This is a genomic window from Candidatus Zixiibacteriota bacterium, from assembly GCA_035380245.1.
In the GTDB taxonomy this organism is placed as follows: Bacteria; Zixibacteria; MSB-5A5; order GN15; family FEB-12; genus DAOSXA01.
Genome location: DAOSXA010000001.1, coordinates 653,284 through 677,682 on the forward strand (window position 1 = coordinate 653,284; position 24,399 = coordinate 677,682).

Here is a 24,399-nt window from a genome sequence, read left to right on the forward strand (position 1 = left end):
CTCACGATGTGCAAAATCAGTTCACCGGTTTCGGTATACTCTTTGCAAAAACAGCCGACAGAAATGAAAAGAAACAACGACCTGAAACTACAGTATTCCTGACAGGAGGATGAGATGTTTAACAGAATGCACAATCGCAAGGGTTTCACACTGATCGAGTTGATGATCGTTGTCGTGATCATCGGTATTTTGGCTGCCCTGGCTATTCCTCGTTTTATGCAGGCGACGACCAAGTCGAAGCAGTCCGAGGCCAAGGGTATCCTGAAGCAGATCTACACCATGGAGCGCACTGAGCGCCAGGCCAATGGTGAGTATCTGGCTTGTGCCGCTGATGATGCCGACGACTTCCGCGCTCTCGGGATCGAGTTGCCGGAAGGTCATAAGTACTCTTATGTCGTAACCTGCGCCGATCCGGAACAGGATTTTGCGGCTGAGGCTACCTGGGATATCGATGGCGACGGTAACACCGATACCTGGCAGATGACTGAGACCGGTGAACTCTGGTGCGCCTACGATGACGTCACCGACACCGACAACGGCGACTACGTCCGTCCGTAACGTAGCAGCCGTACAAGTCTCCCACGACGCCCGCCCGAGCGGGCGTCTTTTTTTTGCCTGTTTTCACTGATGAATTATGCTTGAAAATCAGGTATTGGTAGAGTTACATATCCTGCATGAAAACCCTCTACTACATTCCCTTGTTCTGTCTGCTTATGGCGGGCACGATTACAGCTCAGGAGAGCGCTAATCTCTCACCGGAACGGTTCGGACTGGAGAATCTTTCCGAGTATCTTTCACTCAAACCGGACGATATCGGCTATCGCTCCGATTACACCGAGCCGGATTCATTCCGTCTCAAGATAGTAGCCGATCTCATGGCCCGACCGCTGGACATGGTTCCATATCTCGAAGGACTTAAAAGCAGTGCCGTTAAGAATCAACCGGAGATTCTGGCCTCGGTGCTTTTTGGTGATCTTCAGGGCGAACATCAAATCGACCGTAATCCCCCCTATCAGGCGGGAGTTGATGAACTCAAACGAACTTATAACCTGTTCTACACCGAGTTCGAACTGAATCAGCTCCTGACCCGTATGGCTACCTACATCGATGTGATTCTCCCTAAATCGACAGAGGTTTCTCTGGCGCGACTTTCTGCCGAGGAACGCCGCTTCCTCTACAAGGAATTCAAGGAATTACTGGTCACCCGGGTCGAGGAAGAATTTTACTCACCTCAGCAAAGCGACTCCGCCGAGAAAGCCGAGGAAGCCTACACCGAGCAGTTTGTCGAGTTCGGCGGGAAAATCGACATGGACCCTCTGCTTCGAGCCGGAATCGACTGTCTCCGGGATGCAGCCATGTCTTCCGGGATGCTTCTCAAACGGGTAGGTTACGACCGTATCTTCATGGAGGAGATTCTTCGGGGTACGGGTTATTTACCGGATGATGCCGATCGTGAATCTTATCTTGGGATGCAGAAAGGCTGGAAAATCGGCGGTCCCGGCAACGATTACTACAGCGGTGATTATACCTTTATTCTGGATTTCGGCGGCAACGATATCTATGACCTGACCTACGATCCGGCCCACCCCCACCCGGTCATTATTATTGATTTCAGCGGCAACGACGTCTATCGCGCCGGGAGTGATTTCTGCCTCGGCTCCGGGTGCATGTCGGTCGGGTTGTTGCTCGACTACGAGGGTAACGATGTATACCAGGGGCGGTCGTTTGCTATCGGCTCCGGTTTCTTCGGCCTCGGGGTGGTCTGGGACGGCGCCGGTGACGACCGCTACGACGGCGACACTCACGTACAGGGAGCGGCCAGTTTCGGTCTGGGAATGCTGGTAGATGAGGACGGACGAGACATATACAACGCAGCCCTTTATTCACAGGGATTCGGATTCATTCGCGGTATCGGCGTAATTTTCGAGCGAGACGGCTCCGACACTTATTACGCCGGCGGAAAATACAAGGATGTCCTCCGTTATGAAGATCATTACCTGTCGCTCTCTCAGGGTTTCGGTTATGGTCTGAGGCCCTGGATGTCGGGAGGGATAGGCGCCATTATCGACATCAACGGAAACGACAACCTTTATTCCGATATTTTCGCCCAGGCCGCCTCGTATTGGTGGTCCCTGGGGCTGATTTATGATTCTACCGGTCATGACAACTATCAGTCGTTTCAATACGCTCAGGGAGCGGCAACACACATGACCCTCGGTCTTTTGATCAACGAGGAAGGCAACGACGTCTATTTCGGCAAAGGACTCATGCACGGTTGCGGCCATGACTATTCCTGCGGCATGATTCTGGATCGACACGGCAACGATACTTATACCGCTTACGATCTTTCGCAGGGAGCCGGATCGGCCAACGGCGCCGGAGTGCTGATCGATGTCGAAGGAGACGACCGCTATTTCGTTCACAAGAAAGACAATACTCAGGGGTACGGCAATCCGCGACGGGATTTCGGCTCGATTGGTCTTTTCATCGATCTGGGCGGGAAGGACCAATACTGGGGGAACGGTCAGGATAACTATTACTGGAGAACCGACTCGAAATGGGGCGGCGGCATGGATATTGAATTGAATCCGCCCGACAGCACGGAGGACGGACAATGAAATTCAAAAATGTGATTTTCCTGATTACGCTGTCGGCTATCTTGATTTCGAGCCGGTCGATATCGGCCCAGGACAGCGAATTTAAGCGGAAGTTCGATTCATTGTTCGTTCTTGCCGGATCGGGATCGGTACTGCACCAGGATCTCGTGGAACCGGCCAAGGACTCCATCGCCGCTATGGGCGAAGAAGTCGTACCGCTCTTGATCGATAAATTCCTGGTCAAATCGGCTCGGGAACGCTGGGCGGTGATTCATATCTTTCAGCGGATCGGCTCCCCGGCTGTTCCTTATCTGGTCCGGGCTCTTAAACGACCGGATGATCTGATTGTCCAGCGGGTTTGCGGAGCACTGGGTGATATAAAGGATAGCACCGCAGTAGAGCCTTTAATGGAAGTATGTTCGAGCAAGTGCTGGCAGGTACGTGACCAGGCCGTCGGTGCTCTCGGTAAAATCGGTAGTGTCTCCGCCTCGAACGTGATAATTGCCGCGCTGGACGATGAGATCGGCCAGGTGCGCAAATCCGCTGCGGTCGGTTGCGGCAAGATGGATTTGGAACAGGCTGCGGCTAAATTGGTACATGTGCTTGGAGATGATTTTTACGGAGCTCGCTGGTCGGCAGTCCATTCGTTGCTTCGTATGGACACGGTTATGGTGACTCAGGTTCTGGCCGATTCTCTCAAATCCGAAACTCCGTTTGTCGGAGATCTCGGTTGTTATATCCTGGGGCAATTCGGCCATGAGAAGGCGCTGGATTTGCTGTACCTGCAAACTAAATCGGAACAACCCAATCGCCGAGCTCACGCCGCCGTAGCGCTCCTGACCGCCGACCCGGAAGACCATTGCAGTTATCAGCATCTGATGTTCGAACGTGAGACCGACCGGTTGGTTCTGCTGAAAATGCGCTCGGCGCTGGCGGCTGCCAAGAATGACCTCGAGTAACCTAAATGAGAAGCTCAATCGTTTTTCGAGCCTGATCGGCGGGGCAAAAAGTCCCGCCGATAAAGAAAGCAAACATCCGCGCCGCTATCGAACTCTGGCCGAACGTCTCGGCGGTAAAATAATCGACCATCACGCCGGGGGATATTGTCTGGTACGCAGGCTCTACCCCGGTAATTACCGGCACGGCGATCATCTCCTGGCCGATCTTATCGGCGACCGCACCTTGCCAATGTCGGCCTTTACACCTCTGGATGAACCGGGCGAAGTACGCCTACGAGACCTGCTCTTTTTCGATACCGAAACTACCGGTCTCGGAGGGGCGGGAGTGGTGCCGTTCCTAATCGGCTGCGGCGGTTTTGTCGACGGCGGCTTTGAGGTTCGACAGTATGTCATTCCCGACTATTCCGACGAGGCAGCCATGCTCGAAGCGCTCCTGGAAGAGTTGACCGAGCCGCGAGTTGTCGTCAGCTACAACGGTAGAGCATTCGATCTGCCTATCGTTCAGGATCGGATGATTGTCAACCGGGTAGCTCGCAAGGTGCCGATCGGCGGTCATCTGGACCTGCTTCATGCCGGCCGCAGATTATACCGGCGTCGGCTGTCGGATTGCAGCCTTACCAATATAGAACGGGAGATTTTCGGTTTCTATCGTGAGGATGATATACCCGGATTTCTGATTCCCTCTATTTATTTCGACTGGCTCAGCGAGGAAAAACTGGACCAAATGGAATCGGTGCTGGAACACAATCGACTGGATATAGTCAGCCTGGCTTTCCTGGCCGTTCATCTGGCGGAGATATTTGAATCCGAAGGTTCCGATCTTTGCGAACCAGAGGATATCCATTCTCTGGCACGAGTCTACGGACGACGCAAGGATAACGAGTTGGTTACGCGGCTCTACGACCGGATCGAACAAGCTTCGGGGCATCAACCGGAAGATGATATGGTTCTCTATCATGCCCTGGGATTCAAACGAGTCGGCGATTGGAAACGAGCGGTGGAACTATGGCAGAGCCTGGCGAATAAGAAAAATAGACAGGCCTGGGCAGCCAATATCGAGCTGGCCAAATACTACGAGCATCGCGCCGGGCAACTCGACCTGGCCCTCGAACACACCAATCGGGCGGCTGACCAGGATCAACTGACTCAATGCCAGCAGGAACAGACTCGGGAACGCCGCAAGCGACTAGAGAACAAGCTCAACCGCTGAACAGCCTTTGCCGACAGCTTCTTCCCTGCCTGAAATCCCGTCATCATACCTCAATCGGAGATCGATACTATCCGATACACTAATAGATGAGGCACCATACCCGGGAAGGCAGGTAAATGAGTCAGGACATCTTCAAGCAGATTCTCAACGATCACAAAGAACTATCCTCTCTGCCGCAAACTCTGGCTGAAGTCCTGCGGGTAGTAAAGGACGAACGAAGCTCCGCCCAGGACCTGGCCAAGGTGTTGATGCGTGATCCGGCCCTCACCGCCAAAGTGCTCAGAATCGTAAACTCGCCGTTTTACGGCGGTCGGGGGGTAACTACCGTCACACAGGCGGTAGTAACTCTCGGGATCAGAGCGATAACGGCACTTACCCTGTCCACTTCCATCTACGATATGACCGGCGCCTGGCAATTCACGGTTGAGCGAGCCCGTTTCTGGCGACATTCACTTCAGGTAGCTCTGGCCAGCCGAGCGATTGCCGAGGCCGTTCGGTATCCTCACCCGGAGGAGCCGTTTGTCTGCGGCCTGCTCCACGATATCGGTATCCTCGTACTGGAAAAATCCTTTCCCGAAAAGTTCGAGCGTATCTGGCGTCAGGTTGAATCGGGCGAGAGACTCTGTGATCTGGAAGAGGGAATCTGGGGCACCGATCATGCTCGTGTCGGTCAGTTTCTGCTCGAACAATGGCAGTTGCCGTCGGTGATTTGCCAGGCCGTGGGATATCACCACAGTGAGATCGTTGCCCAGGAGAAAGATTCCGATCTGATCGCTTCACAGATTGTCGCGCTGGCAAATATGATGTCCAACTTCACCATTGCACGGGGTCGACCTGAATTGACCATGGACCTGACACGCAAGGAAGCCCTGATCAATCTGCTTGAGATCAATCCCGAAAAGGCTCGGGATATCGAACAGGAACTCATCCCGCGTACACTTCAGGAAGCTCAGTTCCTCGAGATCGACATCGGCTCTCAGGAAGAGATTCTCATGGAAGCGAACGCTATTATCTACGATCATTATCTGTCGGTCGAAAATCTGCTGCGCGAAAACCAGCGCATGCAGCGTGAGGCGGCGCGGGCTCAGCTTGAAAAAGCAGCGTTGGAATCGCTTAAGACCATATCGGCGACGTTCAACCATTACATCAACAACGCCGCCGCTACGATCCTGGGACGGGCACAGTTGATCGAGGTAAAAATCGAGAAGGATCGGGGACTCGATCCCGACGGGGATATTGCCAGGGCTATGGATATTATCATCGACCGCGTCAACACCATCTCCACGGTCATGTGCGAACTCAAGGAACTGTCACAGATCAAGACAACTGTCTATCACGATGATACCTACATCATAGACATCGATCAGAAAGTCAAAAAACGCCTGGCAGAATTAGCCAAAGCCGAAGAATCTGCGGTTGTTCCCCTTACCTGATGTTCGTAAAAATAATCCGGTATCTATTTCCGGTCTATCGCCACATCGACGTTTTCGCCGGTGATATTTAGCTTATGCGTACCGCGACCTATCTTCACTTTGTAACCGTCATCGGGATCGTTGTCTGACTTCTCTACTTCCAGATCGGTTTTAAGCTCACCTCCGGCAGTATTGGCAACTACATAAAGATCAGCCGAACGATACACCAATAAATGTACGCTTCCCCGGTCCATGGCGATATTCGAATTCCCGGCATAATTCCGGGGAATTCTAAAACTGATCTCCCCATGATCTCCTCGGAGGTCCATCGGTCCCGGGGCTTCATCAACCAGCAGATCACCATGTGAGACAGAGGCCGTTAGACGACCTTCGATATCTACGAGATTTATCGATGAATATACGTTATCCGCCGTAATTGTCCCGCTTACATCCTTGATATCGAGCGGCTGGAAAGAAGTGCGGGCTTCGACAACACCTTTTATGTCGGAGATATTGATCGGACACGCATTACCGGTGATATTGACATCACCAACGAAACCTGTGACGGTAGTATGACCGCTGGTTTCCACCAGCGCCTTACCTCCACAGCCCTTTATATTCATGGCGGCGTATTCGTTGGAGATTTTCATATCGGCCTGACAATCGGTTATCAACATGGTGCCATAGCCGTTGGAAATATCGAGGTTGCCGCTTATGCCGGTCAGGAAGACCGACCCCATAGTACTGGTGATATCAATATCACCGGAGAGATCCTGAAGATTAACCGTCGAATTGCGTGAAGAGAGCTTTACCCCACGGTGCAAGTCGGCAACCGACACCATGCCAAAGCTGTTGTTGAGCACCACGGGATTGGTCTTCGGGATCATGATAGTAACCGTTCCCGCCAGCTCTATATCACTGGCATCGCCGATAGTCGGCATAACGGACTCAACGTAAACTGCTTTCCCTTTCTCGAACAAGCGCAGATCGATATTGGAGGATATCTTCTCCGACTTCGTTTTGCTGTCGGCGCGAACGACATACTCACATTCAGCTACAACTCTGTTTTCCGACCACCCGGCCACTTTGAGATTAGCCGAGGGCATAACGACATAGATCGGAATATCGGTTGAGGGAACATCGATACTATCAACCAACCGTCGTTTGACGGCGCGTTTGTCGGATTCCAGCAGGTAGAAATTAGTACCCGGCACGGTCGGCAGGACCGGCGGCATTGGTGTCAACACGACTACTTCGGGTTCATCGACATCGGAAGGAATCGTCCAGGCCGGAACGGCAGGGGCCTCGGGAACAGTGAAACTTCCGAGGCTGTCGGCGAGAAGCATATATACATCGTTCAGTTCTTCGAGCCCCTTCAACTCAACCTTCCACCGACCGAGAGCCTCCTTATTGAATACGATGTATTTCTGCAGATCCATGCTCGAGGCTTGTTTGGCGGCTTCAATGGCCAGCTTAACATACTGGTCGATGGCATCCCGATACTCGTCGTTTTCGTCAAGACGCGTGATAACTTCGTCTTCGAGCAAATCGGATATTACGGTCAGTTCCTGTTGAAGGCTGTGACTGAGACGACTCAGGTGCGGACTGGGTCCGGCGGTCTCTTGTTGATTTTGCAGTACTTTGATCTTGGCCGCGGCTTTGGTCAAATCACGCCTTATCTCATCAACCTCCTGCTCCAGATCGTCGATGCGGTCATCGACTACCCGGCTGTCCTCATCCTCGGAGTGACTGCGCTTTCTAATCTCTCTTATCTCGGACCTGACATCAGCCAACTGTTCCTTGAGTGATGCTTGATACTCCCGGAGGTCGGTTATTCTCTCGCTGTATTCAGAAGCGTTAACATCGGAATCGGCAGCGGCTTCCTGTTTTTCTTCAAGGTGCTGTTGTAATAGTTGCAGTCGTTGATAGAGATTGTTGTGATCACGATATTCGTTCGTATCGTTAATGACCTGGTAGAAATCGGAGAGGAGGCGAACATAATCATTGGCCTGCTTAACATCCAGCTCCGTAAAGTATTCCTGATATTCCAGAGTGATATGCCGAAGTTGTTCGAGTAATTCGAGGTAGTCTTCAGTAAGATACTTGGCGTCGGCGTCGAGATCACCCACTTCACTCCAGCCAACGGCAACCGATGAACGTCGCGAGTCACGTGCGTTAACGTTTTGTCCAAACAACAACAGAGCTATGAGACCGATTGCCAGCCATAACCAGCGATGGAGCGGTTGTTCGGCGACAACAGCCAACGACCGGCACGATCCGAACCTGGAGCCATCCCAGGGATCCTCTGCCCCAGCACCTGCAGAGCGCCGGTCAGGAATAAATCGGTCTTGGTAACAATCCATTTAGTGCTCTTACTTTTTGCCGGTCAGACAAACATTCCAACCGGTCGTTCCTCACCTAATAATACGGTTTGAGACCGGTTTGGTTTCTGAGCCGATTCCGCAATTTAGCCGTAAGCCGCGCAATTGCAATAGTTTTACAGAAAAGTTTCGGGTCCGTATAAAATCCTTCCGGCAACAAAAAGTTGACCTTACTCGTACCTACTACCATACTGAATTTCAAGGATAACAAAGCTAAACCTGGAGATAATATGACGGAAAACCAGCCCACTTACCAAGCAGTTGAATCCCCTTCTTCACCATCGCCGTTGATTCCCTGGGGCTGGCTACGGGCTTTACTCTTTATCGTAGTCCTGGTGATTGTCAGTCTCGGTATCGGCGCTGTAACAGCCTTGTTTTTCGACATTTGGTCCGCAGAGGATGAAATCGCCGCAATAAGTTCATCGGCAGGCATTCTTATTAACGCCTTTCAACTTGCCGTCTTGCTTGGCGTTACCGCTTTGATGCGCCGGTTCGTTGATCGGCAGAGTGTTTTATCTCTCGGATTCTCACTTAAGTCACCATACCTCAAAGACTTGTTCGCAGGACTTCTCTGGGGATTCGGAATGATTTCAGCCATTTTCCTGATTCTATGGTCCATAGGCGCTATCGAAGTTACTGAAATCAATTTCCCTCTGACCAGTTTGTTGGTAATGATTCCTTCCTTGTTCTTTGCCGCCGCTCAGGAAGAGATTATAGTCCGGGGTTATCTGCTCAACAACCTGATGCAGTCATTCAATAAATACGTGGCTTTGGCTCTGACCGGTCTTGTGTTTTCCCTTGCGCACATGTTCAATCCCAGTTTCGGCGCTGCGGCTTTAGCGAATATCATCATGGCCGGTTTCGTTCTGGGCATATATTACATCCATCGCCGGAATCTCTGGTTCCCGATTGGACTCCACCTGGCCTGGAATTATTTTCAGGGAGCGATCTACGGCTCCCCGGTGAGCGGCCTTACCACTCCCGGTGTTATGACTCTCGAATTCAATCCGAGTTACGACTCCCTCACCGGCGGAACCTTCGGTTTTGAGGCAGGCTGGTTGACAGCTATTCTGCTGGTAATCGTAACCGTATCGCTTCATTTCCTGTATCGTCCCAAGCCATCCCGGGACATTCAATCCATCCCACAGTCCCACTGAACTGATTTCTTTGGCCGACCTGTATAGAAATTGCACAGGTCGGCCGATATCAATTACAGAAGAGAGTGATAGCCACTCGGCCCGATAGAGTGACTCCACAACCCGCAATACGACAGGGACAGCCATGACTGTTGCGACGGATAAAAAAATAGCAGATAAAACCCACCGTATTGAATCTCAGACCGAACCTGATCGGCGCGGGATGCATGATCTTCTGGATGTATTTACGAGTGAGTTCCCACTCGGGACCGATCGCCCCGTCACGGCAAAACAAAACCGTACTAAACCAACCGCTTCCGGTTCTCGCCTTGTGATGAAACGCAACGAGAGCGGTGTAAAAAGACCCGGTCGTGTTGAAGCCCTGTTGAATTTCAACCGATGTGCGAGCCAGTCGCTGCATGAAATTTATCAACAAGCTCTCGCTGTTGCGGTCGAAAGCACCGACAGCCAGGTGGGATTTATTGCCGTGTTGAACAAACGTGGTACCGAGATTGACATCCCTGCCTGGATTCACCCTTCGGAGTCGGAGTCGCTCATCGGAAACCGACAGTTGGTTTGTTCGCTCATGTCGGCTGATTTCTGGGCTGATCCGCTCGAGTGTTGTAAACCGGTGATGGTCAATGACCATACTGATGCCGACTTGCTCAAACGCCATTATCCCGGTGATCACCACCCAATTGAAAGACATCTTGGCGTACCGTTGATTCTCGATGACCGGCCGGTGGCAATGATCGGAGTTGCCAACAAGGGATCCGACTACGATCGCAGTGATACGGAATTCCTTAAAGAACTCGTGGCCGATCTCTGGCGAATCACCGAAAGGTTTCAAGTAACGGATGCCTTACGGGAGTCCGAAAAAAGGTACCGCCTGCTGGTGGAGACGATGAGTGAGGGCATGGCCGCGTTCGATGAAAACTGCCGCGTTACTTTCGTCAATCGCTGTTTCTGTGAAATGCTGGGTTATACTCCGCCGCAATTGATCGGGAACTCGATCACCGAGTTCATGGATGCTCCTGGTCAGTCGGTATACTACGAGAAGATCGCTCAGGGCAAAGAGGGAGGCCTTCATCCTTACGAAGTAGAATGGCGGACTCGTACCGGGGAGCCTTTGCCCGCCATTGTCTCCCCTCAACCTATTTTCGATTCAAACGGCAATTTTATCGGTTCTTTTGCTGTCGTTACCGACATCACCGAACAGAAACGGACTGAAGCGGTTCTCACCGACACCAACGAAGCCCTTGCAACGGAACGACTCGCTTTGACCGAAAAGAATGTTGCTCTGAAAGAAGTCCTTTCGCAAATCGAACAGGAGATCGATCGCGTCAAGAGCCAGATTAAAACCAACATCGACCGGGTAGTTATGCCATTGGTGCGGAAACTGCACGACCGGGTCGATTCAACTCAGACAAAATACGTTACCTTGCTCGAAAATTTCCTTACGGAAATAGCTTCTCCGTTCATGAACACCGTGGAGCGACGTTATAACAACCTCTCCCCCCGCGAACTGGAGATATGCAATTTAATCCGAAGCGGTCTCTCCAGTAAAGAGATAGCCTCAATGCTCAATACCTCGATACACACCGTTCACAACCAGCGTAAACAAATCCGTAAAAAACTCGGGTTGCTTAAGCAGTCCGACAATCTGCCTACTTATCTCCGTTCCATACAAGACAGAAGTTAACCAGCCGTTCAGTATAACAGGCTGGTAGAGATTCTTAACATCCCATCGAAGTTTAATTGGCTCGATAAAGTGAGAATTTGGCTAGTCAATATAGCCAATTCATAGCTATATCTAACCCATTGAATGATTCAAATTGATACCGAAGAGATTATTAGAGGTTAGGAATGTAGTTTAGGGACAGAGAGTCACCGAAGAAGAGGATTCTCGTGAAAAATTTCAGCAGACATGACCAGACCGGTGAACCAGGAGAGACAAGGACGTCCAAAGGGGAATCGCAGCCAAAATGGGGGGTTGTCCGACTCTTACCGGCGGCAGTCATTTCCGCTGGAAGGCAGTTCTTCATAAAGGGGGGCTTTGAGAGCTGTTCTTTCGAAAAAGGGGGTGACCACGAAGGGGGCTAAAGAGTACGGAGTACCAACTTGTAGGTGTCGGCGGGGAAGGGCTAGGTTCCCCGTCGACGCTGTTCAACTTCGACCGCTGATCCAGCCCACGGATCAAGCCGGACTCACAGTGACTCGTAGACGCAGAGAGCTTATCCTACCGACATGACAGGTCACAACGAGCCCTCGGATTTTTATCCTCTTGCTGCACAGCGCGCGGAGCCCGTCTAACGGACTCCGCGCTGCTTTTTTTATCCAAATTAGATTATCCTCAATTACTACCGGATATTCGGGCTATCAGAAAAAAACCATCGACCGAGAACGAACTCAGCCGGGCAGAACCGGGTCAACGAAGATTGAAACAGGTTCAGTCCAACGAAAGCCGTTAGTAACAACCAGTATGGAGATATGAAATAGTATAAAGCCAGCGACAGAAGGATCACGCCCCCGGCTACTAGTCTTATGGATCTTTCTAAAGTCATCTTATTCACTCCTGAAAAAAAGATATCGGGGCCAGCCCCCACGGCCCCGATTCAGCAAATACCCAATCTGATTTTAGAATCCGTAGGTCATTTTCAGATAGACGTTGTCGTTCTTCTGAAATTGGCCGTAATCGGTCGATTCATGACTACCATCGAAAACGTTGGCGCCCACGGCCAGTTCCAATTCGTCGGAGTATTTATAGGCGGCTGAAGTCCGCAGATACCAGTCCTCATCGCTTGGTGAGTAGAAGATGAATCCGGAAAGAGTCAGGTTCTCACGCATCAACAGCCTGGTAATACGACTGGTTAACAGATGTCGGACTTCATCGCGCACATACATGCCCGAACCGGCCATTTCAGCCTCGAATTTATCGTAGTCGGTCATGTAATCGACCTGCCACTGCCCGTTGATAGTCAGATTACGGGCGACCTGGCGCTCGAAACCGATCATTCCGGTGGCCGAAGAGTTTGGAATCAACGGATCGTCACCATGACGGTCCTGTCGGGAATCGAAGTAACCGCCTTCGAGCCAGAGAATACCTCCCAACAGCGGTCCGCGTACCGAGGCCCCATAGACATTCAATTCAGGATAGAACGGCATCATCGTGCTGCCCTCTTCCGTGGCGATTATTTTTACCCCGCGCGGATTCTTATAGAAACCCTTGTAGAAATACAGGGCCGAGGTGAAATTCCCCACCTGGCGAGAATAGCGGAAAGCGAACTCACCGTTTTCGAACTTGGCATCCGGGGCAGGGACATCGAAATAGTAACCTTCACCGACAATTGTCTGCCCGTTGTAATAGCTCAACTTGCGACCGGTGGGAAGACGGTTGGGCTCGAAACGAGGTGTCCAAACAAAGGATATCGAGCCCAACTGTCCCGGATAGAAATCGGTCCGAATGGCATTTTGCGGAGCCTTGAGATACTGGTCATCGCGCCCCACAAAAAAGGACCGATAGTCTTTAGCGAAAACATCGTTGATAAAAATCAAGTCACCGGTTCCCCAGGTGATGATCTGACGACCAACCTTGAAATCAAGCGAGCTGCCGAGACGGAACTTCATATAGCCCTCGCGTAATTCCAGATCGGTTCCGGCACTGTCGGCGTCATCATAGGTGAAATCGACGCGTCCGAAAAACTCGCCAACTTCTCCGATATGCTCCAGTCGGAGCTGCAAGCGGGTTTCCGAAGCGGTCTGTTCGGTGGCGGTTGGATTGTTCTCGTCCAGACGGGCGCCGTAAAGCCCCTGCAAAAAGCCATCCATGTAAACTTCGGCCCGTATCGGGACTGCTGCGAGAAACAGCAGTCCTGCTATAGTCAGTTTGATTGAAGTCTTCATATCGTTACCCTCGGTCCTCGTTAGTGGATGTATTTCCTCGGCGGATTCTTGAGATAGCGCTCGGTAAAGACATCAGCGTCCAAACCGACGTTGTACTGGATACTGGAGAACGAGATCGTGGTCTTGCCGCCTTTTTGCACATTCTCCATCGAGCGGGAGGTCATGGTCACGATATTGTCGACCGTGTCGATTTTCTCCGACCGGAATACACGCTCCAGACGATCCTTGTCGTCGTAGTAGTTTTCCATGAGCGGCAGGTAGTTTTCCTTGTCGATATAAGAAACCTTATGGCCAAAACTGTCGCCTTCTGATTTCGGCTTCGACTCGATTACCCAGACCGGACGATCGCCGATGGTGGAATCGCCGAGCAGAGTATGGTTGTCCTCGCTCCAATGGCGACCGGAGACATCCTCGTAGCTGAAGTTGCTGCCGACGAAACTGGAGTTTTTATCATCGGCGCTGATCGGCTTTACCAGGTCGACCGACGGCACATAAATCCAGCGCATGTCGTTGCCGTCCGGCACCTTGTGAACCATGAAGGTCAGCCGGGAGACATCCGAGGGCTTCTTGAAATACGTGTAATACATCTGCGGGCCGCCTTCGGACTGGTCCATGCGAAGCATCGTGAATTCCTTAGTGCGTTCCTTGCCGCGCTTATCAACGATGACCATGTTGACCTCGGAGAGACCGTCGTCGCCGGCGTAGTAATAAGCCAGATGCGATTTCTTCATGATCTCGTTGGGATCCTGAGCGTGAGAAAAACTTGCGAAAAGCGTGAGGCTCGCGAGAGCCAGAATCAGAGTGTAAGTCAAAGTCTTCATTTTTCTTCTCCTTATATATCCATCAACGTTTTTCTAATTTTATCCGCTCAGGCGGAGTGCTCTATTTTCGCGTGATGTTCTTCATTAATGGGTGCGGACACCGGCAGCAGCGACTTATGGAACAACCGCGTAATGGCCGGCAGCAGCAGCATGGTTACCAGGCCGGAGACCACCATAATAGCCAGGAAGAACGATCCGACCGTGATGTACGGTACGAGACTGGAGAACATCATCGGGATGAAGCCAATGGCAATAACCAAAACGTTGCGGCTGATTGCCTGACCGGCGCCCTCGAATATCTCATGGTAGGATTCCTTGAAATCCTGTGTCCGGGCGTGAATCATGCGCAGACGCTGAATGAAATGAATCGCGAAGTCGATTGATAGCCCCAGCGTCAGCGATGAGAGCACGGCGATTGGCATATCGTACGGCTTGCCGATGTAACCGATCAGGGCATAGATGGCCATGATCGTGATCGTCAGCGGCAACATCGAGATCAAACCCCAGCGCAACGAGCGGAAGAGGAAGATCATCATAATGAACACCACGAAATAGGAACCGATCAGGGAACTGCGCATACCGGTTACCATCTGTTCCTGCCAGACGATATTGATGTACGGCAGACCGGCCCAGCGGAAAGTAATGCCCGCCGGCGGAGTGTGCTCGGCGATAAACTTATCGGCGCGATGAACTACTTCAGAAACCGCCTGATTGTCGCCGTTCTTGAGCTGGACCCAGAGATTAGCCTGGTCGTATTCCGGCGTGACCATCTTGAACAGGTCGTCGGGATCACCGCCCGACATCTCGAACAGGAAAAGCAACTGACCGACTTCCGTCTTGCTGTCCGGAATACGGGCTTCGGCGGAATCGGCGTCAAACAATTCGTAGCGGACTTTTTTAACGATATCCGGAATACCGGTGACCGAGCCGACAATGGGCTCTTTTTCCAGTTCCCTCTGGAGAGCAACCATGTAGTTCTGCACCTCAGGATCTTTCATCTGGTCGTCTTCGTCACCCTCGACCACGAGGTAGTTCATATAGGTACCGGCCAGGTGCTGATTCATGACCATATCGGCTATGCGGATGGGGTGTGATTTTTTGAACCACTTCACCGGATTGTCGTTGACCTGGATCATCGAGAGACCAACAGCCGCCACCACTACCACCACCAATGATCCATAAATGATTCCCTTGGCATGCTTGTATGAGAAATCGCGGAATCCGTGCATGATCGAAGCCAGCACGCCGCCGCTTTCCTCGGTTTTGCCGAAGTCTCGAAGTGTTTTGGTAGAGATCAGGATGCCAATCGCGGGATTGAGCATGAGCGACAGAAACCAGGCCACCATGATGCCGAAGGCTACGAAAATACCAAACACCTGCACCGGCGGGATCGGCGTCAGGGCCAGTGAAATGAAACCGGCAATAGTCGTAAGCGAGGTGAACAGCATCGGCATGAACAGCTCACTGATGGCATGGCGAATCGTGGTATCCTTGTGCTTGTACTTCTTATAATGATCGTGGAACTCGGATATAATGTGGATCGAGTTCAGCACCGCTATAGGAATCAGGAAGATGGGAATCATCGAGGACATGATGTGGACCGTGTGCCCGGTCATGATCAACAAACCCATGGACCAGATCACCGACATCATCGCGACCACCATCGGAGCGATAATAATCTTCATCTTCTTGAAGAACATGAGCAGGAGGAGGAAAATAATAAGGAGTGCCGCCGGTGCGGAGTAGGCCATCTGGGCAAACATCTCAGCGCCGAAGGAATCCTCTGCCATCGGCAAACCGGCGATATGATACTCGACGTCACCGGCGTATTTTTCGGTGATCGCCTTGATCTCACCGGCGATTCGGTGCGACATATCTTTCGATTCGAGCGGGACGAAAATAGCAACAACCTTCCCGTCTTCACTTGCCAGCTTCCCCTTGAGAATCGGGTTGGCGTTGATCCGGGAAAGGATATAATCGGCCTGCTCCTGAGTCTCGATTTCACCGTCCATCAGGGTTTGTATTACCAGCGTTCCACCGGCGCCCTGTTTGATGTCGTCGACCGTCGAAGGAGCCATTATATCGTCAACCATGACCCCTTCGATATCCTCTATTTCCGCTGTTATCTTGTAGATACGATTGAGGATTTCGGGGGTAAAGGCTGACGTGTTTGACACGACCCCGACAGCCAGGAAATCGCTGATGCCGAAGGTTTCTTTCATTTCATGTTCAAACACCCGGACGGGCTCATCGGCGGCCAGCATGTTTTCCGGATCGGTGTCGATCTTGATCTTCGGAAACTGTGTGGCAAAGAACGCCGTAATGACCACGGCAATACCGATTACCCACCAGGGATGTTTGATTGCGAAATTAGTAAGTCCTTGCTTCATGCTAACACCTCGTTTAAGCTTTTTTGAAAACACTTTAACCGATTAGATAGGCTGAAGCTAAAAACGATTCAAAACGGCGCTAAAAAGATAGTTCGCTGACATAAGATATTGTCGTTCAATCTATTAAAAATCGGGTCCGGCGGCCCATTTTAGCTCCGATAGCAAGATTCTGACGGTAATGGCGTCTTTCTGATTACAGCAGGATCGGGTTTCGGTCGCTCTCATTGTGCCGTTTAGTAGCGCTTCACCAACCGAACCCCGACCTGTTTTTTTCGTAGATAAAACCACCTTCATGTTCACCGGGAGATATAGGCCGGTCCGGGTAAGTACGACCGGAGCTGACATAATATATGAACTACAATGATGCTGATATCGCCGGTATCGTCCTCGACGGCGTGCCCGGATTTATCGATATATTCGAGCGGGAGCCAGTCAGACAGGACGACCGGCGATCTGAAATAATCCCGGCGGGAGGTCCGATATCGTTCGCAAACGGGCGGTCGGATACCGGACGAACTCCAGGCTCGGAGGTTGTTGAAAAAGTCTTACGCGCGGATATTCTGCAAACTACACCCATAATGGCGGGCGACACAAGGCCGCCCGCTACGCGAGGTTAGGATTCTTTAACGCGTAGCGGCGGGGCTTGTCTCCGCCGTAAAAGAGGTTTTTCAACACTCTACTTCGGAAAGAGGTGCGATCAACCGTGAGTCTCCTGCTAAGATTGTCCATCATGTTGCTGTTGATTCTGGCCGCGAGTCTCGCGACAGCCGGTGATGATAGCTGCTGCGCAATTCATCGTATCACGCCGGAAGCGGGGGACGCTTTCTACTGGCCCTATTACCTATATGTCCCGTCCGATCCTCTCAATGGCTTTGACAGCGCCGCGATACTAGTCGAACCGAATAACACCGGCTATATCGACGACGATTTCCGCGTGCATGATTCCGCTTCGTTTCGAAGAATTCGCCTCGATCGCGACCGGGCCGACAAGTGGGGAATGATCCTGCTTCGCCCCTGCTTCCCTCGCCCCAAAACCGACTGGCAAATCTACACTCAGGCGCTTGATCGCGATGTTCTCACCTGTGACGACACAACACTTGCCCGCCTCGATATACAGTTGCAGGCCATGATCGCCGACGCCCGCAAACGGCTGGTCAGCGACTCTATCCCGGTGTGCGACAAAGTGCTTATGTACGGCTTCTCCGCCGCCGGTATGTTCGTGAATCGCTTCGTGCTGCTGCATCCTCAGACTGTGGCGGCAGCGGCGATCGGCTCTCCCGGCGGCTGGCCAATTGCCCCGATTACGGAATACGAGGGGAAGTTGCTCCGCTTTCCGGTTGGCCGGGCCGATCTTGATTCCCTTACCGGACAGCCGTTCGATCTGCTACAATATCGCCAGGTACCACAACTGCTTTTCTTCGGCGATCAGGACGACAACGACGCCGTGATGTACGACGACGGCTTCGACGAGCAGGATCGCGAGTTGGTCCTGGCCCTGTTCGGTCCAACGCCAATCGCGCGCTGGGACAAGGCCCGTAATATCTACACCGAAGTCGGGTGTCACGCTGAATTCCGGCTCTATCCTGGTGTCGGTCATGAAGTCAATTCGGCTATGTGGAAGGATATCGGGGCGTTCTTAGGCGACCATCGTCCCGGTTCAAACAACAACACGGACTAGCGTTAAAATCTCGGACGTCTCCCCTGCCGACCGGTTTCACTTTTTTTCGATGTGATTGACTTCTACGCTCATCTGACGTATACACTTAAATACCAACCCAAAAAGTACATAATTATCGCAGAGAAGGAGTAACATAATGGCTGAAAACAAATACCCCCACGGGACTTTCTGCTGGTACGAGGCTGTCTCGACCGATGTCCCCGCCTCAACCAGGTTTTACACCGAACTGCTGGGCTGGCAGGCTGAGCGGAAAGATTCCGAGACCATGGAATATACCGTTTTCAAGGCAGGTAATACCGTGGCTGCCGGATTAATGGCCATGCCGCCGGACGCTACGGCTGTGCCGTCACACTGGATGGGTTATATCGCCGTGGATAATGTCGATGAGTTGGCCGAAAGAAGTGAGAAGCTGGGAGGCAAAATCATTCATGGCCCGGCCGATATTCCGAAGGTCGGGCGTTTTCTGATCATCCAGGATCCGACCGGTGCGGTGGTTACGCTGATTACGATGGTTTCTAAGTAGTTGATTCGCTTTAACGACACAGGCCGACCCTGAACGAGATCGGCCTGTTTTTGTAACCTGAATTATTATCTGAGACTACTTGGTCTTGCCGAACTTCTTCTCCCAACGCTGCCGCAGTAAATCATTGAGCCGGGCAGAGAGCTTTTCGGGGAGTTCCTCGGGAGTGCCTTCACGGCACAGCCTGACGGTCTGACGCATCGAATCCACCATGATCCGGCAGTTGTTGCACTGCCCTATGTGCGCTTCTATTTCGGCGCACAACTCGGGATCGATTGCACCGTCCAGGTAATCGTTAAGTTCATTAATGTAATCAGGACAGCCTTTTGTCATATTCCACCTCGAAGGCTTTACTGAGATAATCGCGCATGGCTAAACGAGCCCTTAAAATTCGGGACTTGGCTGAAGCCACCGACTGGCCGGTCAGTTCAGCAACCTCTTTGACCGACAGTTCTTCGACATAGCGCAGCAGAAACACCTCACGGTATTTGTAGGGCAACTCCGCCAGGGCTTCATCGACCAAACGCCGGATTTCGGCATCCTCAAGCAGTTGGTGCGGGTCACGCCAATCGAACATCTCAAAGCTGTTGTGATCTTCTTTGCGCGACGACGGCAGGTACTCATCGACCGGCTGGAGTTCCATCCGCTGCGATCTGGCATATAACCGTCGCGCCTCGTTGAGAGCGATGCTGTAAAGCCAGGTGCCGAAAGAGGCGTCTCCTCGGAACTGGTCGATTTTATCAATCGCTTTCAACAATGTATCCTGCACGATATCCTCAGCATCTTCTTCGCTCCCGGCCAGTTTACGAGCCAGTCCATACACCTTGCCTTTATGGGCATCGACAAGCTGCATGAAAGCCGTAAAATCTCCGGCCTGAGCTTTCTGGACTAATTCTCTTTCATCCATTTGATCATCAATATACCCAAAACGATTCAGGGGCAAACGTTGAAAAAAACGGAAACGAATAAAAAACCTGCCGCGATTTTACGACAGAGTCTTCTATCGAATTAACCTCTCTGCCGATAGTAGCTTATCTGCCATCATAAGGAAGACCAGCCTTGGAGTTATTGATATTACCACCAATCAATGAGACAATCGGGTCAAAGCAGTCGTTATTAATAGTGCAAGCATCAGCCTGACGGTCACGTAGTATATTGTGATTGCCCCGGACTGTTTTGGAAGTAAATTGGATTGAAATGAAAAAATTATTCCTAATACACTTCAACGAAGCTGAGGCGCTCGATCGCGTCCACGATCTCAAAACGACCGGCCTCAGGATCGTCTTCGAGCCTTTTACGAGCGCCACTTTTAAAGCATTGCGGACTGATCCGCCCACGGTGATCCTGATCGACCTGACCCGGCTGCCTTCATCCGGACGGGACATCGGGATTTCTCTCCGCAAGTTCAAGACAACAAGGCTGGTGCCTTTAATCTATGCGGGTGGTGCGCCGGAGAAGGTGGAACTTATCAAGAAGCTTCTGCCCGACGCGACATACTGTTCTTGGGACGAGGCTCCAGCTGCGATTCGCCGCGCCCTTAAGCACCAGCCGACCGAAGTGCATGTGCCGGATTCGATCATGGCCGCTTATGAGAATCGCTCGCTCGCCGACAAAGTCCAGATTCGACCGGGAACAAACATATTGCTTGTGGGGGCTCCCGAAGGATACTCATCGAAGTTGGGTAAGCTGCCCGACAATGTGACGGTCCACCACCGGCCTCAAGGAAAAGCCGACCAGATTTTCTGGTTCGTTACGAGACTCTCAGAAATTGAACGACGTCTTCCCAAGATCGTGTCGCACTTAGCCGAACGGGGCGGATTGTGGATGATCTGGCCGAAGAAAAACAGCGGGATAGAGTCCGACCTGACTCAGGCGGCGGTACGCAAGCACCTGATGGCCAACGATCTGGTTGACCACAAGATTTGTCGTTTCGACGACACCTGGACCTCGTTGCGCTTTGTCGTGCGCAAACGACAATAGAGAAAATCCATTGAAAAAGGCAGAAGCCGCTGCTCCTGCCTTAATGAATTCGATTGTAATCGTCCTTACCCCAATAAACTCAAAAACACACCCGCCGCGACCGCCGATCCGATCACACCCGCTACGTTCGGTCCCATAGCGGGCATCAACGGATTGACTTCACCATCCGTTTCGTCGGAGACGAACTTCTGTACCACTCGGGCAGACATCGGCACCGCCGACACCCCGGCCGCACCGATACACGGATTGATCTTCTTATTGTGCGGGAGAAATAGATTGAGAAGTTTGGCGAAAACAATCCCACCGGCGGTACTAAACGAAAACGCCACTGCCCCCAGGACGAGGATCAAAAGCGTCTTATACGTGATGAAATGCACCGCATTCATCGTGGCGCCAACCGTCAGCCCCAGGAAGATTGTGACGATATCGATCAAAGCCCCACCGGCCGTTTTACGTAAACGTTCCGTCACACCGCTGACCCTGATCAAATTCCCGAACATCAGCATTCCGATGAGCGGAGCGCTTGAGGGAATGGCGAGCGAGGCCACAATCCCAGTAACGATCGGGAACAGGACCACAGCCGTACGGGAGACCGGAATCGCCTGCGGCATGTCGATATAGCGCTCTTTTTTAGTGGTCAGCAGACGCATGATCGGCGGTTGAATAATCGGCACCAGCGACATATAGCTGTATGCCGCTACGGCGATCGGCCCCAGCAGATCGGGAGCCAGCTTGCTGGCGAGAAAAATTGAGGTTGGGCCGTCGGCGCCGCCGATAATGCCGATTGCCGCTGCTTCCTTCGGTGTAAAACCGAGAAACATAGCCGCTCCGAGCGCCGCCACAAAAATTCCCAATTGTGCGGCCGCTCCAAGAAGAAAGGTGAGCGGCCGACCGAGAAGTGGGCGAAAATCGGTAAGGACCCCTACTCCCATGAAAATGATCGGTGGTAATAGTTCGGTTTTGATGCCGGCGTTATAGATCAAAGCGATGATTCCGTCGTCGTAAGATCCCATCCCGCCAAGTGGCAGATTGGCCAGAATGATACCGAAACCGATCGGAATCAACAGCAACGGCTCGTATTGTTTGGTAATGGCCAGGTAAATCAGTATGCCGGCTACCGCAAACATGACCCAATTGCCGAGAGTCAGATTGGCGAAGCCGGACTGGTGAATCAGTTGAACGAGGTTCTCCATATCTGATACTCCCTTACGAGATGGTCATGATCGGTTGCGACGAATCGATTTCATCTCCTATCTTGACAAGGATCGTACTGACAGTACCATCACAGGGAGCTTTGATATCATGTTTGGCTTTCATCGCTTCTACAGCCGCCACGACTTTGCCCTTTGTGACCTGGTCACCTACTTTGACAACGATATCCACCACTTCGACCGATCCGGCAAAACTGGAATGGACAGGGGTGCCGCCATTGGTGGAAGGAGCCGCCACCGCAGCCGGAGTCGCCGTCGGGATGGCATCACCGACACTGATCGGTTCGACGGTAATGCTGAAGACACGGCGGGAACCGTTTTCTTCCACCGTGCACTGAGTCACGACTCGACCCGACACAGCCGAAGCTGCAACCGGTGCCGCTGCCGAAGTCGGAGCTGCCTCGGCCTCCTTCTCGGCCTTGATCGATTTCAGCGGGATATCAATTTTGGCCTTGCCGGTCAGGAAGCGGATCCCCTCGTTTACCTCGATCTTTTTGCCCGGGACCATTTGTCCGGCCACGAGGAAGATGTTCTTGTCGTTAACCGGGAGGCCGAATTCTTCGAGTGCCTTTTTAGCGGCCGAGAGAGAATCGGGCGCCGCTTCGAGCGGGTCACCGTCGAACGGTTGTAAATTGAGTTGTTTAGCGGCAGCTTCGATCACCTTCGGATCCGGCGGCAAAGGTGTCTTGCCAAAATAACCCAGCACCGCCTTACCGTAACCGGCGTCGATCTTTTCCCAGCGTCCGTACAACACATTGTTGAATGCCTGCAACCAATACTGCTGCGAGCCGGGGGTTACCGATGTCCAGGCACCGCCGGCTTCCACCACCACCGGGAATTCGGCGAGGACATCGGAGTATTTATCGAGAATGCCGGCCTTGACCATCATGTGCACGTTCGGACCGATTGCCCCGCCCGGCATTGGAAAACCTAAAACGCGGGCATCGGCCGTAGTCGTGGTCGGATTAAAATCGTAATCAGCCATCGCATCGGTCAACATACGCTCAATATCGCCAATTTTTTTTACATCAATATCAAGCGTCGCCCCGGTTCCCTTGAGACCGTGAGCCATGGAGCGGACGTCAGGCTGCACGGTACCGGAAGCCATCGGACGGACCGAAAGGTCAACCCCGTCGACACCACCCGCAATACCGGCCATGTAACAGGAGACCGCCGTCGATGCCGTGTCGTGAGTGTGTTGCCAGAGAATCATCTCCGGCGGCATGATCTTTTTGAGACCGACCGCCGTATCGTAGATGGTTTTCGGGTCGGTCGTTCCGGATGCGTCCTTGAGACAGATACTGTCGATTTTCATGCCGCTTTCGAGCAGCTTTTTACCGATGTTTATGTAAAACTCCGCCGTGTGAACGGTATCGGAATCGAACGGAAGGCCCATCAGGGCGATACAAACCTGATGATGCATCCCGGCCTCAATAATCGGTTTGCCGGTCTCGATCAGGTTATTGACATCGTTCATATAGTCGAAATTGCGATCCCAGGTGGTGCCGTACTTCCTCATTAGCTTAGCCTGAAGATTCAGGGCGTCGAGCGACTGGGTGGTCAGCGTCACACCGGATACGGAACGGGTAAGAATCTGCAGATCGCATTCGGGGCCGACCGCATCGCGCATAGCCTGCATGTCTTCGAAAGGATCCTCGCCGAGATACATAAGGGGAGCCTGATAGCGGGCGCCGCCGCCGAATTCGAAATGGCGAATGCCGCACTCGGCTGAAAATTTCATGGCCGGAAGAATGTCATTCAATCGAACCTTGCCGCCAAACGAGCTTTGGAGTCCGTCGCGGAACGGGGTGAACATCACCCGAATGGTTTTCTTCTTCTCAAGAAAAATCATTATATCTCCTCAACACTTGTGACTTGTGTTCCGGGGTACATAGCGGTCACAACCGAGGCTACCGCGGCGATTAAAGCGGTGTCGGTGGTAATAGCAGGTTTCTGGGGAAATATCAAAATGATGCTGCGCATGAGCAAAGCCAGAACTGCTAACAACAGGAATACTGCGGCGAGCGCAGAGGCACAAATAACAAACAGCTCCAATGATCCCATATTGAGTTCTCCGGGGCCAGGCCACGTTGGTCCTGACGGGCTAGTGGTCTTTATTATTATGTCTATATGTGCATGATGCCGACGCTTGCGCGTCTAACCGACTAGTTGATAATATAATATACTGAATAAACGCTCGG

General features: G+C 52.2%; 20 protein-coding genes. 10 read left to right on the top strand and 10 right to left on the bottom strand.

Features of this window, described 5'->3' with window-relative positions:
- Nucleotides 1-114 precede the first annotated feature (114 nt).
- The 5 genes from PLF13_02660 (at nucleotide 115) to PLF13_02680 (ending at nucleotide 6,199) form a co-directional block, all read left to right on the top strand.
- A complete protein-coding gene (locus PLF13_02660; protein ID HOP06170.1) occupies nucleotides 115-558 on the top strand; it encodes a prepilin-type N-terminal cleavage/methylation domain-containing protein in 444 nt (147 codons plus the stop codon).
- A 116-nt stretch (nucleotides 559-674) separates the two neighbouring features.
- Nucleotides 675-2,618 (top strand): hypothetical protein, encoded by a 1,944-nt coding sequence (locus PLF13_02665; protein HOP06171.1) that lies wholly within the window; start codon nucleotides 675-677, stop codon nucleotides 2,616-2,618.
- Entirely contained in the window at nucleotides 2,615-3,556 is a 942-nt protein-coding gene (locus tag PLF13_02670; protein ID HOP06172.1) for a HEAT repeat domain-containing protein, read from the top strand. Before PLF13_02665 ends, PLF13_02670 begins: the two co-directional genes overlap by 4 nt.
- On the top strand, nucleotides 3,543-4,766 hold the full coding sequence (locus tag PLF13_02675; GenBank protein HOP06173.1) for a ribonuclease H-like domain-containing protein: 1,224 nt from the start codon (nucleotides 3,543-3,545) through the stop codon (nucleotides 4,764-4,766). The genes PLF13_02670 and PLF13_02675 overlap by 14 nt, the downstream gene beginning before the upstream one ends.
- Nucleotides 4,767-4,882: 116 nt before the next feature.
- Nucleotides 4,883-6,199 (top strand): HDOD domain-containing protein, encoded by a 1,317-nt coding sequence (locus PLF13_02680; GenBank protein ID HOP06174.1) that lies wholly within the window; start codon nucleotides 4,883-4,885, stop codon nucleotides 6,197-6,199.
- Nucleotides 6,200-6,222: 23 nt separating this feature from the next.
- Here the strand turns inward: PLF13_02680 and PLF13_02685 are convergent, their stop codons facing one another.
- Nucleotides 6,223-8,442 (bottom strand): hypothetical protein, encoded by a 2,220-nt coding sequence (locus tag PLF13_02685; GenBank protein ID HOP06175.1) that lies wholly within the window; start codon nucleotides 8,440-8,442, stop codon nucleotides 6,223-6,225.
- Between the two features lie 347 nt (nucleotides 8,443-8,789).
- Here PLF13_02685 and PLF13_02690 point away from each other — a divergent pair, with 347 nt between their 5' ends.
- Both PLF13_02690 and PLF13_02695 read left to right on the top strand, forming a co-directional pair.
- Nucleotides 8,790-9,716: a type II CAAX endopeptidase family protein gene (locus PLF13_02690; protein ID HOP06176.1), complete on the top strand. Its 927-nt coding sequence runs from the start codon at nucleotides 8,790-8,792 to the stop codon at nucleotides 9,714-9,716.
- Between the two features lie 124 nt (nucleotides 9,717-9,840).
- Entirely contained in the window at nucleotides 9,841-11,397 is a 1,557-nt protein-coding gene (locus PLF13_02695; protein HOP06177.1) for a PAS domain S-box protein, read from the top strand.
- Nucleotides 11,398-12,055: 658 nt separating this feature from the next.
- Here the strand turns inward: PLF13_02695 and PLF13_02700 are convergent.
- From PLF13_02700 to PLF13_02715, 4 genes are all read right to left on the bottom strand, one after another.
- Complete coding sequence (locus tag PLF13_02700) at nucleotides 12,056-12,259, bottom strand: DUF2892 domain-containing protein (GenBank protein HOP06178.1); 204 nt, start codon at nucleotides 12,257-12,259, stop codon at nucleotides 12,056-12,058.
- Between the two features lie 73 nt (nucleotides 12,260-12,332).
- Nucleotides 12,333-13,598: a hypothetical protein gene (locus PLF13_02705; protein ID HOP06179.1), complete on the bottom strand. Its 1,266-nt coding sequence runs from the start codon at nucleotides 13,596-13,598 to the stop codon at nucleotides 12,333-12,335.
- Between the two features lie 20 nt (nucleotides 13,599-13,618).
- Nucleotides 13,619-14,419 (bottom strand): outer membrane lipoprotein-sorting protein, encoded by an 801-nt coding sequence (locus PLF13_02710; GenBank protein ID HOP06180.1) that lies wholly within the window; start codon nucleotides 14,417-14,419, stop codon nucleotides 13,619-13,621.
- Between the two features lie 47 nt (nucleotides 14,420-14,466).
- Nucleotides 14,467-16,809, bottom strand: coding sequence for an efflux RND transporter permease subunit (locus PLF13_02715; protein ID HOP06181.1), 2,343 nt, complete (start codon nucleotides 16,807-16,809; stop codon nucleotides 14,467-14,469).
- A gap of 730 nt (nucleotides 16,810-17,539) precedes the next feature.
- On the opposite strand from PLF13_02715, the gene PLF13_02720 reads away from it, so the two are divergent.
- Nucleotides 17,540-18,487, top strand: coding sequence for a hypothetical protein (locus PLF13_02720; GenBank protein ID HOP06182.1), 948 nt, complete (start codon nucleotides 17,540-17,542; stop codon nucleotides 18,485-18,487).
- Nucleotides 18,488-18,623: 136 nt separating this feature from the next.
- Entirely contained in the window at nucleotides 18,624-19,010 is a 387-nt protein-coding gene (locus tag PLF13_02725) for a VOC family protein (protein ID HOP06183.1), read from the top strand.
- A 75-nt stretch (nucleotides 19,011-19,085) separates the two neighbouring features.
- Here the strand turns inward: PLF13_02725 and PLF13_02730 are convergent, their stop codons facing one another.
- Both PLF13_02730 and PLF13_02735 read right to left on the bottom strand, forming a co-directional pair.
- Nucleotides 19,086-19,340, bottom strand: a complete 255-nt coding sequence (locus PLF13_02730; protein HOP06184.1) for a zf-HC2 domain-containing protein — start codon at nucleotides 19,338-19,340, stop codon at nucleotides 19,086-19,088.
- Nucleotides 19,321-19,914: a sigma-70 family RNA polymerase sigma factor gene (locus tag PLF13_02735; protein HOP06185.1), complete on the bottom strand. Its 594-nt coding sequence runs from the start codon at nucleotides 19,912-19,914 to the stop codon at nucleotides 19,321-19,323. The genes PLF13_02730 and PLF13_02735 overlap by 20 nt, the downstream gene beginning before the upstream one ends.
- Before the next feature lie 290 nt (nucleotides 19,915-20,204).
- Between PLF13_02735 and PLF13_02740 the strand changes: the two genes are divergently transcribed.
- The gene (locus PLF13_02740) at nucleotides 20,205-20,987 is read left to right on the top strand and encodes a hypothetical protein (protein HOP06186.1); all 783 of its coding nucleotides are present in this window, start codon (nucleotides 20,205-20,207) and stop codon (nucleotides 20,985-20,987) included.
- Nucleotides 20,988-21,052: 65 nt separating this feature from the next.
- On the opposite strand, the gene PLF13_02745 is transcribed toward PLF13_02740, so the two are convergent.
- From PLF13_02745 to PLF13_02755, 3 genes are read right to left on the bottom strand one after another with little or no spacing between them, the layout of a single operon-like run.
- Nucleotides 21,053-22,180: a sodium ion-translocating decarboxylase subunit beta gene (locus tag PLF13_02745; GenBank protein HOP06187.1), complete on the bottom strand. Its 1,128-nt coding sequence runs from the start codon at nucleotides 22,178-22,180 to the stop codon at nucleotides 21,053-21,055.
- Nucleotides 22,181-22,193: 13 nt separating this feature from the next.
- Nucleotides 22,194-24,050, bottom strand: a complete 1,857-nt coding sequence (locus PLF13_02750) for a biotin attachment protein (GenBank protein HOP06188.1) — start codon at nucleotides 24,048-24,050, stop codon at nucleotides 22,194-22,196.
- Nucleotides 24,050-24,262: a hypothetical protein gene (locus PLF13_02755; GenBank protein HOP06189.1), complete on the bottom strand. Its 213-nt coding sequence runs from the start codon at nucleotides 24,260-24,262 to the stop codon at nucleotides 24,050-24,052. Before PLF13_02755 ends, PLF13_02750 begins: the two co-directional genes overlap by 1 nt.
- Nucleotides 24,263-24,399: the final 137 nt, after the last annotated feature.

Excerpts from the sequence above, each read along its gene's own strand:
- PLF13_02660 (HOP06170.1), top strand. The coding sequence starts at position 115 with ATGTTTAACAGAATGCACAATCGCAAGGGTTTCACACTGATCGAGTTG.
- PLF13_02730 (HOP06184.1), bottom strand. The coding sequence starts at position 19,340 with ATGACAAAAGGCTGTCCTGATTACATTAATGAACTTAACGATTACCTG.
- PLF13_02755 (HOP06189.1), bottom strand. The coding sequence starts at position 24,262 with ATGGGATCATTGGAGCTGTTTGTTATTTGTGCCTCTGCGCTCGCCGCA.
- PLF13_02700 (HOP06178.1), bottom strand. The coding sequence starts at position 12,259 with ATGACTTTAGAAAGATCCATAAGACTAGTAGCCGGGGGCGTGATCCTT.
- PLF13_02710 (HOP06180.1), bottom strand. The coding sequence starts at position 14,419 with ATGAAGACTTTGACTTACACTCTGATTCTGGCTCTCGCGAGCCTCACG.
- PLF13_02715 (HOP06181.1), bottom strand. The coding sequence starts at position 16,809 with ATGAAGCAAGGACTTACTAATTTCGCAATCAAACATCCCTGGTGGGTA.
- PLF13_02750 (HOP06188.1), bottom strand. The coding sequence starts at position 24,050 with ATGATTTTTCTTGAGAAGAAGAAAACCATTCGGGTGATGTTCACCCCG.
- PLF13_02735 (HOP06185.1), bottom strand. The coding sequence starts at position 19,914 with ATGGATGAAAGAGAATTAGTCCAGAAAGCTCAGGCCGGAGATTTTACG.
- PLF13_02745 (HOP06187.1), bottom strand. The coding sequence starts at position 22,180 with ATGGAGAACCTCGTTCAACTGATTCACCAGTCCGGCTTCGCCAATCTG.
- PLF13_02665 (HOP06171.1), top strand. The coding sequence starts at position 675 with ATGAAAACCCTCTACTACATTCCCTTGTTCTGTCTGCTTATGGCGGGC.
- PLF13_02740 (HOP06186.1), top strand. The coding sequence starts at position 20,205 with ATGAAAAAATTATTCCTAATACACTTCAACGAAGCTGAGGCGCTCGAT.
- PLF13_02705 (HOP06179.1), bottom strand. The coding sequence starts at position 13,598 with ATGAAGACTTCAATCAAACTGACTATAGCAGGACTGCTGTTTCTCGCA.
- PLF13_02680 (HOP06174.1), top strand. The coding sequence starts at position 4,883 with ATGAGTCAGGACATCTTCAAGCAGATTCTCAACGATCACAAAGAACTA.
- PLF13_02670 (HOP06172.1), top strand. The coding sequence starts at position 2,615 with ATGAAATTCAAAAATGTGATTTTCCTGATTACGCTGTCGGCTATCTTG.
- PLF13_02690 (HOP06176.1), top strand. The coding sequence starts at position 8,790 with ATGACGGAAAACCAGCCCACTTACCAAGCAGTTGAATCCCCTTCTTCA.
- PLF13_02695 (HOP06177.1), top strand. The coding sequence starts at position 9,841 with ATGACTGTTGCGACGGATAAAAAAATAGCAGATAAAACCCACCGTATT.
- PLF13_02725 (HOP06183.1), top strand. The coding sequence starts at position 18,624 with ATGGCTGAAAACAAATACCCCCACGGGACTTTCTGCTGGTACGAGGCT.
- PLF13_02720 (HOP06182.1), top strand. The coding sequence starts at position 17,540 with ATGTTGCTGTTGATTCTGGCCGCGAGTCTCGCGACAGCCGGTGATGAT.
- PLF13_02675 (HOP06173.1), top strand. The coding sequence starts at position 3,543 with ATGACCTCGAGTAACCTAAATGAGAAGCTCAATCGTTTTTCGAGCCTG.